This is a genomic window from Salinicoccus jeotgali (assembly GCF_055379195.1).
Genome location: NZ_AP043830.1, coordinates 220,154 through 233,320, shown reverse-complemented (window position 1 = coordinate 233,320; position 13,167 = coordinate 220,154). Strand labels below are relative to the sequence as shown.

Below are 13,167 nucleotides of genomic sequence, written 5' to 3'. Positions count from 1 at the left end.
TATTGATGAATGAACCAGTTCTCCAAATGAAAGACCTGCATGTAGATTTCTCAACTTACGCAGGTACTGTAAATGCAGTTAGAGGAGTAAGCTTCGATGTATATAAGGGAGAGACGCTAGCGATTGTCGGTGAGTCGGGGTCAGGTAAAAGTGTCACAAACCAGGCCATAATGAAGTTGCTCCCACAACCTCCTGCCATCTATTCCAGTGGTGAAATACTTTTTGATGATAAGAATCTGCTTGATCTTTCTGAGAAACAGATGGAAAAAGTAAGAGGGAAAGATATAAGCATGATTTTCCAGGATCCCATGACTTCTTTAAATCCGACTATGAAAATAGGTAAGCAGATTACAGAAGTGATGCTGAAACACCAGAAAATCTCTAAGAACGATGCTAAAAAGCGTGCACTTGAACTGATGAAGATGGTAGGCATTCCAATGCCAGAGAGGCGTCTCAATCAGTATCCACATGAATTCTCGGGTGGTATGAGACAGCGTGTCGTCATTGCGATTGCACTTGCAGCCGATCCAAAACTACTTATCGCAGATGAGCCTACAACTGCTCTTGACGTAACTATCCAAGCTCAAATACTTGATGTGATGAAAGAAATTCAAAAAAATTCCCAGACATCAATCATATTCATCACACACGATCTTGGAGTTGTAGCCAATGTTGCTGATCGTGTAGCAGTAATGTATGCTGGCGAAATAGTTGAAGTGGGAACGGTAGAGGATATCTTCTATAACCCACAACACCCTTATACATGGGGTCTATTGGGATCTATGCCCGACTTGAACGAAGATAGGGAACAAAAATTACGTACTATAGAAGGTTCACCGCCAGACTTGACAGACCCTCCAAAGGGAGATGCGTTTGCACCGAGGAATCCACACGCCATGAAAATAGATTATGAACAAAACCCACCTATGTTCAAAGTAAATGATCAGCATTTCGCTAAAACATGGAGGCTGCATCCTGATGCACCGGAATCAGAAATACCAGACATCATTAAAAACAGATATCTTCAATACACAGGGGGTGACAACTGATGACAGCACCCATACTTGAAGTAAAGAACTTAAAAAAATACTTTGGTGCAAAAAACAATCCGCTTAAAGCTGTAAATGATATTACTTTCCATGTGATGCCGGGTGAGACCCTTGGCCTTGTTGGAGAATCTGGCTGTGGTAAATCGACTACAGGCAGAACAATCATCAAGCTCTATGAGAAGACCGGTGGCGAAGTCATATTCAATGGTAAGCATACAGATCAGTTGTCCACTAAGGAACAAAAGAAATTCAACCAGGAACTGCAAATGATATTCCAAGATCCATATGCTTCCCTCAACCCAAGGATGACTGTCTTTGAAATTCTTGCCGAAGGATATGAAATCCACGGCATATATAAGGACAAGAAAGAACGTCGCATAAAGATATATGAACTGCTCGAATCAGTAGGCTTGAACCGTGAACATGCCAATAGGTATCCTCACGAATTCTCAGGAGGCCAACGTCAAAGGATCGGTATTGCACGTGCCCTCAGCTTTGATCCTAAACTGATAATAGCTGATGAACCGATCTCCGCGCTTGATGTGTCCATTCAAGCTCAAGTCGTCAACATGATGAGAGAAATTCAGGAAGAACGCGGACTTGCTTATCTATTCATTGCCCATGATTTATCGATGGTCAAGTATATATCAGACCGCATCGCTGTAATGTATATGGGGCAACTCCTCGAAGTTGGAGAGGCGTCCGATCTTTATAATAACCCGATCCACCCTTATACGAAATCATTGCTCTCGGCAGTTCCCCAACCTGATCCTCGTACTGAGAAAAAGAGGAAAAGGGTGGACTATGATGCCAGCCAGCATAATTACAGTGAAGATGAAGAAGTGACACTCAGGGACTTCGGCAACGGACATTATGTATTCTGTTCCCAAAAAGAGTTTGATAACTGGAGCTGAAGAAACAGCTTTAGTCACAACAGGGATTTTGAAGATTGTTCGTCTTCTTTCCGAATGAATGGTGAAAATCAGTAACGTCAGGCCCCATGCTTAAATATAAGCATGGGGCCTGGCTTTTTTTACATTTTCCTGACATGAAGTCAGACGGTTACGACAAAAGATTACTTTCCTTACTTATGTTCATCTAGAAATTGCAATATCTGTTCATTGACGAAATCAGGGTACTCTTGATGGACCCAATGCGTAGCGCCATTCACCCATACCACTCTTTGACTATGGGTATACTTAAGGCTCTCCTCTGCTAGCCGCTGCGAAAGAAATTGATCTGAACTGCCCCAGATGATTTTTACAGGCACCTCCACTTTGGATTTCTTGTCGATGCTTTTTATACTATGGGGTATCGCCCGATACCAATTCAACATACTTTTCAACGCGTTATGCCTAGACCAGGCAATATTATAGGCGCCAAGCTCGTTATCGGAAAATGTACCTTTTTTACTCGTCACTTTCAACATTTGTTCCAGGTTACTATAGTCTCTAGAACTCATAATGAATTCTGGAAGACGTGGAAGCTGGAAAAAGAGCATGTAGGCACTCTTCAGTATTTGGGTGGGCTTAGCCATCATGACTTCTGGAAATACGCCTGGATGGGCCATATTGATTGCGGTAAAACACTTTACCCTCTCGGGATTGATACTTGCGAGATGCCATCCCACAGCACCACCCCAGTCGTGTCCGACAATCGCCGCCTCATCCCTGTTGAAGTGATCGATGAGCCCAATTATATCTTCTTTAAGGATATTTATGGCATATGCCCCGACTCCTGCAGGTTTATCACTTTTGTTATATCCGCGCTGGTCAGGGGCGATCACCCGGTAACCCGCCTGGGCCAATACACGTATCTGTCTCCTCCAGCTGTACCAGAACTCAGGGAAGCCATGGAGTAAGACTACCAGTTCACCTTCTTCTGGACCCGCCACAGCCATATGCAGGTCAATATTATTTGTGTGTATATATTGAAAATCGATATCCATTTCACCCCTCCTTACTTTATAATCAACTATTCCGGATTCACTTGGATAGTGCTATTTTGATGTGTGCAAGATGGTGCTCTTCATGCCAGGCAAGCTTTGCCATCTTTGTGGCTACTGTTATCTTCCCATTGGTATCATGTACAAAATAACGATCTAATTGAGTTTTGGTGAGGTCGCGTCCGATTGAAGCAATGCGCGCGTTCATGCCTTCCAACATTTTGATTGAACTTTCCACCGGAAGATTCATATCAGGCAGAGTTGCCCACTCCTCTTGAAGAAAAGCCGGTACTTTAGGCGCGTCATCCGTTAAGGCCAGTTTTAGACGCTGGTACATATTCAACTGGGAATCTGCTATATGGTGGACCAATTGGCGCACATTCCAGGCACCTTCACGATATGTCTTCTCCAGCTGTTCTTCCGTGAGTCCATCCACTTGTTCTCTCAGACGTTTGGTGTACGTTTCAATTTGAGCAACCCACTCGTCAACATTCTCTTTGTTCACGTTATCGGGCACACTCAATTTACCTATTGGAAATTTAACATCCATCTATATTCATCCTTCCTTGTTTTATCAGTTTTGATATTACTCATAAATTTTTTAAGTTAGTATAGTCATCTACTCTATAGCCAAATGTTCAATCTTTTGAAGAAACAGCTCGGAGAATGCCATACGGTCCTCTTTGGATAAAGGTTTAGGACCTTTCGTACGGCCGCCTCCTTTTCGTATCATAGCACCCATATAACGGGTCTCAAGAAGATGGTCGATATTATCATTGGTATACATAAACCCTTTGTGATGAATGACTGTACAACCTTTAGGCAGCAATAACGAAGCTAAGCCATAATCCTGGGTAACAATTATATCTTCACCCTCAGCCAATTTTACAATGCGAAAATCCGCCGCATCCGGCCCCGCTTCGACATAGATGCTCTCAACGTGGGACGGAAGGTCTTTTGGAGAATAGTGGGACAAGCTGGATACCAGCACGACCGGTATAGATTTGCGGGCGACTGATTCAATCACGATATCTTTTACGGGACATGCATCTGCATCAACGAGTACTTTCATGGCGTCACTCTCCTTGGCTCCATTATATCAGAGCGCGTATGCCCAACATGTCTTCTTGCGCTGCCTTCTTCATTGTGATCATCATCCATACTTTTTCTGGTGTTCTTTTTTAAGTGCAAGATATTCTTCATCTTCCCGAACCTTTATCCACTTCTTTTCGAAAATTGCAGCCGCTTCCGCCTTTTCAGAATCTATTTCTCTATCCTTTATATTGCCGTCTTCATCATATTTACGTCCACCCTTATAATTTGCATATCGACGCGCACGAGTATATCCCATCTGCAGAAATTTTCGCGACATATCCATCCCGACGAAATCACCTGACTTTTTATAATCCAGATACATAGCGTATATTTTTTCAGAAGAATCTTTTGCGATATCAGGCGTTTTAAAGCGCCAATGGGGCAATATCTCGCTCTTGTAAGGTTCAACCATCAGCACGCCCTGCTCTCCCCTGCCGACCCGATATAATTCAGGCTGTTCCCTGAAGTCGATAGAATCAAAATCCATATCGTAATCAAATGCCATACGTCCTCACCCTTTCTTTTCTACACTATCATCTTTCCCCCATTGATGAAGCTTCAGACATTTTCTGGCTATAAATCAAAAGACATCCTAGCAACTGAAGAAAATATTTCTCCCTCCAGTTGTTTCGGATGCCTTTGATATACTTGACATAGTGCGAATTATTTTAAGGTCGTACTGTTAAACGATATCGTCATTCATCGAATTACGGCTTGAATATGATCTTGATGCTGTCGTCGTCTTTCCTGTCGAAGATATCGTATGCTTTTCCTGCATAATCAAGGTCCATCTTGTGGGTGATGATGTCAGTCGGGTCGAATTCATTATTCTCAATCTTCTCATAAAGTTCAGGCATGAGGTGGATGACAGGAGCCTGACCCATCTTGAGCGATACGTTTCGTGTGAAGAAATCGCCAAGCGGGAAGCCATTGGCTTCTGATGCATAGACGCCAGTAAGTTGTACTGTGCCGAATTTCCTTACAGACTGCGAAGCGGTTACTATCGGGCTGATTGTACCGAACTGATTATCCAACTCTGATCCGAATTCTGTATTCGGTGGTACTGTGCCGTCCATACCGACACAATCGATGACAACATCCGCCCCGCCTTTTGTCTCTTCATGGAGAAGCTTGCCGATTTGTTCATTATCTTTGAAGTTGAATGTTTCAACATTGTTTGTTTTCTTAGCATGCTTGAGCCTGTAATCCACCTGGTCTATAGCTATGACACGTTCAGCACCTTTCATCCATGCAAACTTCTGCGCCATTAGTCCAATTGGCCCTGAACCCAATATGATGACAGTGTCGCCTTTCTTCATGCCGCTGTGCTCCACACTCCAGTAGGCCGTCGGCAGTACGTCAGAGAGCAGCATCACTTGCTCATCTTTCAATTCACTGGATTCGGGGACCTTGAATGAAGTGAAGTCGGCATATGGTACGCGTAAGTACTCTGCCTGGCCCCCCGGGAAATTCCCATTAGGCTCGGCAAAGCCAAATAGTCCTCCCACTTCTCCATGAGGATTCGATTCATCACATTGACTTTCCATCTGGTTCTTACAGAAGAAGCACTCTCCGCAACCGATATTGAACGGAATGACCACACGGTCGCCTTTTTTCAAGTTCTTGACTTCAGAACCCACTTCTTCCACGATACCCATCGGTTCATGTCCAATGACGTAATCTTCTTCTGGGACTACCCCCCCATGGTATAGATGAAGATCTGATCCGCAGATGCCACTTGCAGTGATACGGACGATTATATCTTTGTTATCTTGTATATCCGGTGTCGCCACGTCTTTTGTAACCATTGATTTCTTACCTTGGAATGTTACCGCCTTCATTGTATCCCTTCCTTACCTTTGTTTATATAATGTATGCTGTTATCATATATAGCAATAGCCTTTTTTATTCATCCTTAAACGTATATACAAAAATGGAGGGTTATTTTAACTGCTCGTAAAGAATAAAGAAGTAAATATAAAAATCCCTCCAACCTTAAATGGTTGAAGGGATTGTAAATTAATATTAACGTTTTGAGAACTGAGGGAGGCAGTAAAATCAAGGCTTGCAGGCACCTTTGTGTGCTACTTGTATGATACGTGTATTTATCCACAGGTTTTATAAAGCAGTTAAAAATAAATATGTATCAATAATAAAAGGGAACCGGACGCATCCGATTCCCTTAAGTGTAAGCCGAAGCTGTACACCGCGATTAACTATAGTTATATGATACCATATTCAAAAATATACGTAAAGGATTCTATTTTAAATAAACTTTTTTAGCTCCACGACCTTTTTCCGTAGATCGGATCCCATTATCGATGTGTATACAGGTATTGGAATATTTTCACGTAGCCTTTCTGAAACAAGTGTGAATGAACGCACCAATCGTTTTAATTCTGTCTTTTGAATACCTATTTTCTTCAATAAATACACATGAATAATCAAATAATCGATAATATGCTCAAAAGTAATGCCCGTTATATTTGTTTCATTTTGGATAAATTGAATCAATCTTGATGGAGGATTACTGTTTTTGTATCTGCAATCAAATATAACAGCATTATGTGCTACTGCATTTCTAAGATCCTTCACCAAAAAAATTATATCTTCTACAATTCTGCCGTTTTGATTATGTGATGTGCTATGTACATCTAATTCCTTTGCAACTTCAATCCTTACACCTTGATTAAGGCAATGAATAAAAAAGCCAAATTCCCCCAAATTAATTACTTCAAAAATCGCCCATAACGGAACAGAGTTGTTATTATGAAAATAATGTTGAATCACAGGCTTGTTGCTATTATAGTTATAGCTAATGGCATTATGTACCTTACTCTTAAGGTCTAATCTGCTCTTCATTTTCTTTTTATAATCTTTCCCGCCAACCGAATGTTTCTTATAATCATTTAATAAATTTGAGAATATATAGTCAAAGTCAGCAGAGCCGTAGTCAATAATTTTATTTAAAGTATAGTTTTTAAAAGCCGTCTCTATTTGCATTATATAGGGGTAAAAGAGAGATTTTAGTTTCATATCAAATTCATAAATTGCAATCACTTCATCAAAATGGGTATATGGAATTTTATTTGAAGATTTCTTTATAAACCTGTAGCCCTTATAGCCATGGAAGTACCCCATATTAAGTAATTCTTTTTTATGTTTGCTGCCGCCTACTTCAATATTGTGTTTATCCCTTAATGTACGCATTAGTCCATTTATCGTTTTGCCCTTAACCAAATCATCACCTCACTTCATTTTATGCTCTTTTCCAGCGGCATTTGTCAACAAGGTTGTTGCATTAAGCAGTTTGGCTTCTGTAAATTTTGCGCCATATGATCATAAAACCACAAGACATATTATTTCATTGGTAAATGTGAGAAATCATCATTTTCTCCACAATACACCAACCATATTTCATTTTCCAGCAGTTCATTAAAAAAGCCATCTATATTGTTTTGTTTCGGATTATTTCTTATATACTTCCAATTTAATTCGGTTTCATAACCTTTTTTACCAGATTTATATTTCATTTTTTTGCAATACGAATTAATATCTTTTTTAGCAATAATTCCTCTAACTTGTAAATAGTAAAAGAAATACCTAAATAGCCAAAACCTCTCAGCCATTCTGATATTACCTGCCGGATAATATTCATGTGTTTGAGTTAATAATCTATCTATGGATGCGATTAAGTCGTTCATGCTACAGTTCTTTTTCTTTAAATATATCATCGTAATCAATATTAATGAATAATCATCTATGTTTTCGCTTATTAGGCTTAATAAGTCTTTTTTTACCAATAGCCTTTTGACATCAAACTCGACTACATACAATAATATTTGATATAGCTCTTGATTAAAATGATTATCTGCATAATAGTTGATTTTATTTATGTATTTGTTTTTGTTATTTCTAAAATACTCCTTTACAATTTCAGAAGCATTAGAACTTAAGAATCCTAACTTATTAATACCTTCAAAAAAGTCTAAGAATCTATTTGTTAATTTTGAATCCATTAAGAGAGCGTAAAATATCTTGTGTAAATGAATAAATAGAAAAAGGAAGCCCTTTTCTTGTAGAATTAAGTCACCACAACCAATTCATAGAAAAGAGGCCTCCCCTATGACTCAGTTTACAACAGATATCATGCAGGCTCTAGTAAAAAAAGAAGACATCTCCGAAGTTTTCCGTACGCATCTGGAGACGGCGGTCAATACGCTCCTTCAGACAGAACTCTCTGCTTTCCTGGATTACGAAAAATATGACCGTATCGGTTTCAACTCCGGGAACTCACGGAACGGCACCTACACCCGGACCCTCCATACGGAATATGGGAACCTGGAGCTGTCGATGCCCCGGGATCGTAATGGAGAATTCAATCAGCAGACGGTCGCTCCGTATAAGCGTGCGAACGATACGCTGGAATCCTTTGTCATCCATATGTTTCAAAAAGGCGTCACGATGTCGGAGATTTCGGATCTGATTGAGAAGATGTATGGTCATCACTACACGCCTCAGACCGTTTCCAATATGACGAAAGCGATGAGTGAACAGGTGGATGCGTTCAAGCACCGTCCGCTGGCTGCACGCTATGCCTGTATCTATCTGGATGCGACCTACATCGCTCTCAAACGCGACACGGTCTCCAAAGAAGCCGTCTATATCGCCGTGGGCATCCGGGAGGATGGATCGAAAGAAGTGCTGGCCTATACCGTTGCCCCGACAGAATCTGCATTTGTCTGGGAGGAGGTCCTCCAGGATGTCAAAGCGCGTGGGGTCGAAGATGTCCTTCTATTCATCTCTGACGGTTTGAAAGGCATCACCGACCGGATCTTTGCGGTCTTTCCAGACGCCCGGTACCAAGCGTGCTGTGTACACCTGTCCCGTGGCATCTCCCATAAAGTGCGTGTCGCTGATCGGGCTGAAATCTGTGACGACTTCAAGTCAGTATACCGGGCAGAGAGCCGGGCATCGGGCGAGAAAGCGCTACAAGCTTTTGTCGACAAATGGAAAAAGACTTACCCGAAAGTGACACAATCACTGGCATCCAATCCCTATATCTTCACCTTCTATGACTTCCCAAAATCCATTTGGAGAAGCATCTATTCAACGAACCTCATCGAATCATTCAATAAGAAGGTGAAGAAATACAGTAAGCGCAAGGAGCAGTTCCCGAACGAAGATTCATTGGACCGTTTCCTGGTCTCACAGTTCGAAATCTATAATCAGAGCTTCTCCACCCGTTGTCATTTGGGATTCGACCAGGCACGGGCAGAACTGACGGCGATGTTCAAAGAATAGTCGCACGGTGATTACATACGAGAAAAGATTTTATCTATTTACACATAATTATTGACGGTCTCTCCATTAAAGATACATCCAAAATCCTTTCAAACAAATTAAATCTAGTTATTGGATTCCTCTGAGTAAATATTTCGTTAATAGTTCTTTTTTTGATCTTTTTATTTTTCAGAGCGTTTCTCATAACTGTAAAAAGGGCCTTAATTGCACCTTTATTACCAGATGATTCTTGATCAATACAGTAATCTATGAATCCATTTATCTCTCTAATCCACCTATTAACTGTAGTTTTGGAATTAAGATTTTCCAGATATGCAAATAAATCTGATTTATTAGCGCCATCTCTAAAAGGAAAGATATCAACACTAGTTTTAGTATCGTTAACTATTAAATTATGCTCTCGACAAATAGCATTAAATTCCTTTAAAAATTCCTCTTTTGTGGTTTCTAATGAGAACGGAAAAATGAAATCATCTACATATCGGGAATAAATAAAATTTTTCTTTTCCATACGTTTATCAAAGTAGCACATATAAAGTTCAGCAATAATTCTGGACAATAAATTACCTGTTGGAATACCATGAGTTTCATCATATTGGCATAACGTAGTAAATTTATCTAAATGATTGGCAAAACCAGATTTTCTGTTTTTCTTTGCTTGTTCTTTCCCGACTATCATCCACGGGATACTGTGTGTGTATAATGTATGATAAAAATTTGACAGGTCAAGGTTAAGCTTTTTAGTCCCTCCATACAAAAGAGTTTCCTTTATCTCTTGAGTAGTTCTATAATCAAAATTAAGTTGATTAAAAAATTTTGAAGTCGAGAATTTATTATTTGAAAAGATATCAACGAACTCTTGTTTATTATCACAAATGAAATAATTTAACGCCATATAGCTATACAAATTCGGCATTTTATATTGTCTTCTCGAATCTTGGTTTTTTGGAATACTGAAATAAACCGGTTCTGTTGATTTAATCGTCTTAGGATCACTTAAATTAAAATAACTTTTAAGATTGTTATCCTTTAGATAGTCAGCGAAACATTCCATATTAAATATCTTAAAATAAAAGGATTCAATTAGATGAAAGGTATTTTCGGGGTGGCTTCAAAACGGAAGCTGGGACGAATAGGGTCATACCAATTCATAAAAAAATCCATAAATTAATTGAAAATCGTATGGATCCTAATAATGAATATCTGATTACAAACTTTGAGGGTAGTAAGTTGAGTTATTATGTTTATTATCACGAGAAGTTTAAAAAGATTATGCAGCAACTAGAATTAAATCATAGACCACACGATTGCAGACATACCTTCGCAACCCTTATGGATAATGCTGATGCAAATAAACTATCAATCAAACGGATCATGGGTCACGCAGCTAAAGATATCACTGATAAAGTTTATACGCATAAAGATATCAAGCAGCTTCTTATGGCAATTGACAGGCTATAAGAAAGCTGCTTTTTGTAGCTTTGAAACAAAGTTTGATCAGAAAGGCATGACAAGCCTGGATAATACCCTAATCAAGACGAATCCATTTTGAAAAAAGGATTGTTGTCAAGGGCAACTTAAAATTGTAGGTTTTCGGCAATCTAAAAATGTAGGTTTTTGACAATGTAATTTGTGGAGGAAAGCCTAAGTGTGTTTCATCCGGTATGACTTACCTTTAATTTTATAAATCTTTACATGGTGGACCATGCGGTCCAGTATCGCTGCGGCCGTTTCCGGACTTTTGAATAGTTCACCCCATCCAGAGAGTGCGATATTGGTGGTGAATATCGTTGAATGGGTTTCATAGCGCATGTTCAATAACTGGAAGATCAAGTCGGCTTCATGCTTCTGAATGGGGAGGTAGCCGATTTCATCAATAATCAACAGCTCGTATCTGGCATACCGTCTGAGCACACGCTCAACGGTCCCTTTTTCATAAGCGGCCCGAAGTCGGATCAACAACTCATGGCAGTTGATGAACAGCGTGCGTTTCTCCTGACGGCAGGCTTCGACCCCCAGAGCAATCGCCAGGTGGGTTTTACCGACACCAGGGCTGCCGATGAAGACAATGTTCTCTTTAGATTCCATGAACCCCAGATGTTTCAATTCAAGGACGGCCGTGCGGTTCAGGCTGGGTTGAAAATCAAAATCGAACGTATCGAATGTCTTCACTTTAGGAAAGCGTGCGCGGTGAATCGCACGCGCCATCTTCTTTTCTTTTTGAAACTTCATTTCTTTGTCTGTGATTTCCAGAAACGCACTCGTCAGCGACATGTCTTCTGTATGAACCTTATCCAACAACACCGGATAATATTCACGCATATTATTTAAACCGAGGGCTTCAAAATTGGACAGAAGCGTTTGATAATCACTCATGGACACCATCTCCCACCGCATCATATAACTGCAGGGATTCATGGATATACGCATGGATATCATCGTCCGGCCGACCAGCCAGCAGATCCGACTTCAATATGTTGAACATATCTGCCTGATTATAATTGAATCTTTGGGTGGTTAACGGGTGTGAACGCACCGTTTCTCCGTTATAATAAATGTGTATGTTGTCCTCAGTATCCGACAGTTCAATCTCAACCGTCTTTCCAATATACTGGGGATCTACAGAGTACTTACATTTACGGAACTGAACCATCGCCTCTTTAGAGACCACTCTCGTCAATTGGTCTTCAAAGTACGGCTTCAACAGGTCTTCAGGGAGTGGATGTAGGTGCTCTTTTTCTTTATCCAGCCACAGTGCGTCGGGGATGGCGTCGGTCGCCTGGGAGACTTCCGTATTGAGTTCATGACACAAATCATGGACGATATGGATCAAATCCACACTGTCATCGAACTCATGGTTATAGACCCGCAACCGGTCCATCGTCCGTGCCAGTGCCTCGACCATCCCTTTGGTCTGGGGACGGTATGGCCGGCAGGCAATGGGCTGAAAGGCGGCATCCTTACTAAATGCGTAGAACCGTTGATTAAACACGACCTTATTATATTGGGTGCTGGATTGATCCACCACAGTCCGCATATTATCAAACCAGATCTCCCCCGGTACGCCGCCAGTGTGGTGAAAGGCATCGTCCAGACATTCAAACAAGGTGTCCTGATGGCGATCAAAGGTCAATGTGATGTATTTCTTGCGGGAAAACGACAGGACGTATAAGAATATGTTGAAACGGAAGATCTCGCCGTGCCGGCTGATTAAAGTCATGTCTTCTTTCCAGTCCACTTGCCCGGCTAAACCGGGGGTGTGGGTCACGCGCATGGTTGCCTGCTTCTGACGGGTTTTCCTCTCTTTTCGACAGTACTGCTTCACCAGACTGTAACTCCCGTCATATCCCTTTTTTTCAATGAATTTAAATATACTATACGCGCTGCACTGGATTTCCAGTTTGTCATGGATGATTGGTTTAAATTCATCCAGCTTACTTTTTCTCTTCACCCGTTTTTTCTTCTCTGGGTACTGTGTCTCTGCTTCATAGGCCGCTTTCACCGTCCGGTAATCGCAGCCATACTGCCGGGCCAATGCGGCAAAGTTGGGTTTGATACCATCGTTCATAAATTTCCTGACTCCTTCGCGTACGTCTTTTCTCATGAATATCCTCCTTCGATGTCATAAGAAAAGCATACAAAAAAATGTAGGTAAACCAACAATTTTCAATTGCCGATTTCCTACATTTTAATACTGCCATTTACAATTGTTCAAAATGGATTCTCTCTTTGTGAAATGATATACATTTTTTATAAAAAGGTTTGACCATTTTC

Annotated in this window: 14 protein-coding genes; 4 read left to right on the top strand and 10 right to left on the bottom strand. The window is 40.7% G+C overall.

Annotated elements, in window-relative coordinates; genetic code table 11:
* The first annotated feature begins 5 nt into the window (after positions 1 to 5).
* Both ACZ43I_RS01175 and ACZ43I_RS01170 read left to right on the top strand, forming a co-directional pair.
* The gene (locus tag ACZ43I_RS01175) at positions 6 to 1,049 is read left to right on the top strand and encodes an ABC transporter ATP-binding protein (RefSeq protein WP_344703437.1); all 1,044 of its coding nucleotides are present in this window, start codon (positions 6 to 8) and stop codon (positions 1,047 to 1,049) included.
* Positions 1,049 to 1,963 (top strand): ABC transporter ATP-binding protein, encoded by a 915-nt coding sequence (locus ACZ43I_RS01170; RefSeq protein ID WP_344703435.1) that lies wholly within the window; start codon positions 1,049 to 1,051, stop codon positions 1,961 to 1,963. The genes ACZ43I_RS01175 and ACZ43I_RS01170 overlap by 1 nt, the downstream gene beginning before the upstream one ends.
* 170 nt (positions 1,964 to 2,133) lie before the next feature.
* Here the strand turns inward: ACZ43I_RS01170 and ACZ43I_RS01165 are convergent, their stop codons facing one another.
* From ACZ43I_RS01165 to ACZ43I_RS01135, 7 genes are all read right to left on the bottom strand, one after another.
* Positions 2,134 to 2,997 carry an alpha/beta fold hydrolase gene (locus ACZ43I_RS01165; RefSeq protein ID WP_344703433.1) on the bottom strand — a complete coding sequence of 288 codons (864 nt, stop codon included), beginning with the start codon at positions 2,995 to 2,997 and terminating at the stop codon, positions 2,134 to 2,136.
* Between the two features lie 37 nt (positions 2,998 to 3,034).
* The gene (locus ACZ43I_RS01160) at positions 3,035 to 3,544 is read right to left on the bottom strand and encodes a YfiT family bacillithiol transferase (protein WP_344703431.1); all 510 of its coding nucleotides are present in this window, start codon (positions 3,542 to 3,544) and stop codon (positions 3,035 to 3,037) included.
* A gap of 69 nt (positions 3,545 to 3,613) precedes the next feature.
* The gene (locus ACZ43I_RS01155; RefSeq protein ID WP_344703429.1) at positions 3,614 to 4,066 is read right to left on the bottom strand and encodes a YaiI/YqxD family protein; all 453 of its coding nucleotides are present in this window, start codon (positions 4,064 to 4,066) and stop codon (positions 3,614 to 3,616) included.
* An 81-nt stretch (positions 4,067 to 4,147) separates the two neighbouring features.
* Positions 4,148 to 4,594 carry a DUF4385 domain-containing protein gene (locus tag ACZ43I_RS01150; RefSeq protein WP_344703427.1) on the bottom strand — a complete coding sequence of 149 codons (447 nt, stop codon included), beginning with the start codon at positions 4,592 to 4,594 and terminating at the stop codon, positions 4,148 to 4,150.
* A 202-nt stretch (positions 4,595 to 4,796) separates the two neighbouring features.
* Positions 4,797 to 5,930, bottom strand: a complete 1,134-nt coding sequence (locus tag ACZ43I_RS01145) for an alcohol dehydrogenase catalytic domain-containing protein (protein ID WP_344703426.1) — start codon at positions 5,928 to 5,930, stop codon at positions 4,797 to 4,799.
* A 424-nt stretch (positions 5,931 to 6,354) separates the two neighbouring features.
* The gene (locus ACZ43I_RS01140; RefSeq protein WP_344703424.1) at positions 6,355 to 7,329 is read right to left on the bottom strand and encodes an Abi family protein; all 975 of its coding nucleotides are present in this window, start codon (positions 7,327 to 7,329) and stop codon (positions 6,355 to 6,357) included.
* A 119-nt stretch (positions 7,330 to 7,448) separates the two neighbouring features.
* A complete protein-coding gene (locus tag ACZ43I_RS01135) occupies positions 7,449 to 8,108 on the bottom strand; it encodes a hypothetical protein (protein WP_344703422.1) in 660 nt (219 codons plus the stop codon).
* A 106-nt stretch (positions 8,109 to 8,214) separates the two neighbouring features.
* Here ACZ43I_RS01135 and ACZ43I_RS01130 point away from each other — a divergent pair, with 106 nt between their 5' ends.
* Entirely contained in the window at positions 8,215 to 9,393 is a 1,179-nt protein-coding gene (locus ACZ43I_RS01130; protein ID WP_372909181.1) for an IS256 family transposase, read from the top strand.
* Between the two features lie 34 nt (positions 9,394 to 9,427).
* Here the strand turns inward: ACZ43I_RS01130 and ACZ43I_RS01125 are convergent, their stop codons facing one another.
* Entirely contained in the window at positions 9,428 to 10,447 is a 1,020-nt protein-coding gene (locus ACZ43I_RS01125; RefSeq protein ID WP_344703126.1) for an RNA-directed DNA polymerase, read from the bottom strand.
* A gap of 128 nt (positions 10,448 to 10,575) precedes the next feature.
* Here ACZ43I_RS01125 and ACZ43I_RS01120 point away from each other — a divergent pair, with 128 nt between their 5' ends.
* Positions 10,576 to 10,854, top strand: coding sequence for a tyrosine-type recombinase/integrase (locus tag ACZ43I_RS01120; RefSeq protein ID WP_073991992.1), 279 nt, complete (start codon positions 10,576 to 10,578; stop codon positions 10,852 to 10,854).
* 183 nt (positions 10,855 to 11,037) lie between these two features.
* Here ACZ43I_RS01120 and istB read toward each other — a convergent pair whose 3' ends face one another.
* Together istB and istA are read right to left on the bottom strand one after the other, a co-directional pair.
* Positions 11,038 to 11,769, bottom strand: coding sequence for an IS21-like element helper ATPase IstB (istB, locus tag ACZ43I_RS01115; RefSeq protein WP_239416364.1), 732 nt, complete (start codon positions 11,767 to 11,769; stop codon positions 11,038 to 11,040).
* A complete protein-coding gene (gene istA / locus ACZ43I_RS01110) occupies positions 11,762 to 12,997 on the bottom strand; it encodes an IS21 family transposase (protein WP_344703131.1) in 1,236 nt (411 codons plus the stop codon). Before istA ends, istB begins: the two co-directional genes overlap by 8 nt.
* Between the last annotated feature and the right edge of the window lie 170 nt (positions 12,998 to 13,167).

Bases quoted from the DNA above. Each gene is read 5' to 3' on its own strand.
- ACZ43I_RS01175 (WP_344703437.1), top strand. From the start codon at position 6: ATGAATGAACCAGTTCTCCAAATGAAAGACCTGCATGTAGATTTCTCA.
- ACZ43I_RS01170 (WP_344703435.1), top strand. From the start codon at position 1,049: ATGACAGCACCCATACTTGAAGTAAAGAACTTAAAAAAATACTTTGGT.
- ACZ43I_RS01165 (WP_344703433.1), bottom strand. From the start codon at position 2,997: ATGGATATCGATTTTCAATATATACACACAAATAATATTGACCTGCAT.
- ACZ43I_RS01160 (WP_344703431.1), bottom strand. From the start codon at position 3,544: ATGGATGTTAAATTTCCAATAGGTAAATTGAGTGTGCCCGATAACGTG.
- ACZ43I_RS01155 (WP_344703429.1), bottom strand. From the start codon at position 4,066: ATGAAAGTACTCGTTGATGCAGATGCATGTCCCGTAAAAGATATCGTG.
- ACZ43I_RS01150 (WP_344703427.1), bottom strand. From the start codon at position 4,594: ATGGCATTTGATTACGATATGGATTTTGATTCTATCGACTTCAGGGAA.
- ACZ43I_RS01145 (WP_344703426.1), bottom strand. From the start codon at position 5,930: ATGAAGGCGGTAACATTCCAAGGTAAGAAATCAATGGTTACAAAAGAC.
- ACZ43I_RS01135 (WP_344703422.1), bottom strand. From the start codon at position 8,108: ATGGATTCAAAATTAACAAATAGATTCTTAGACTTTTTTGAAGGTATT.
- ACZ43I_RS01130 (WP_372909181.1), top strand. From the start codon at position 8,215: ATGACTCAGTTTACAACAGATATCATGCAGGCTCTAGTAAAAAAAGAA.
- ACZ43I_RS01125 (WP_344703126.1), bottom strand. From the start codon at position 10,447: ATGGAATGTTTCGCTGACTATCTAAAGGATAACAATCTTAAAAGTTAT.
- ACZ43I_RS01120 (WP_073991992.1), top strand. From the start codon at position 10,576: ATGGATCCTAATAATGAATATCTGATTACAAACTTTGAGGGTAGTAAG.
- istB (WP_239416364.1), bottom strand. From the start codon at position 11,769: ATGAGTGATTATCAAACGCTTCTGTCCAATTTTGAAGCCCTCGGTTTA.
- istA (WP_344703131.1), bottom strand. From the start codon at position 12,997: ATGAGAAAAGACGTACGCGAAGGAGTCAGGAAATTTATGAACGATGGT.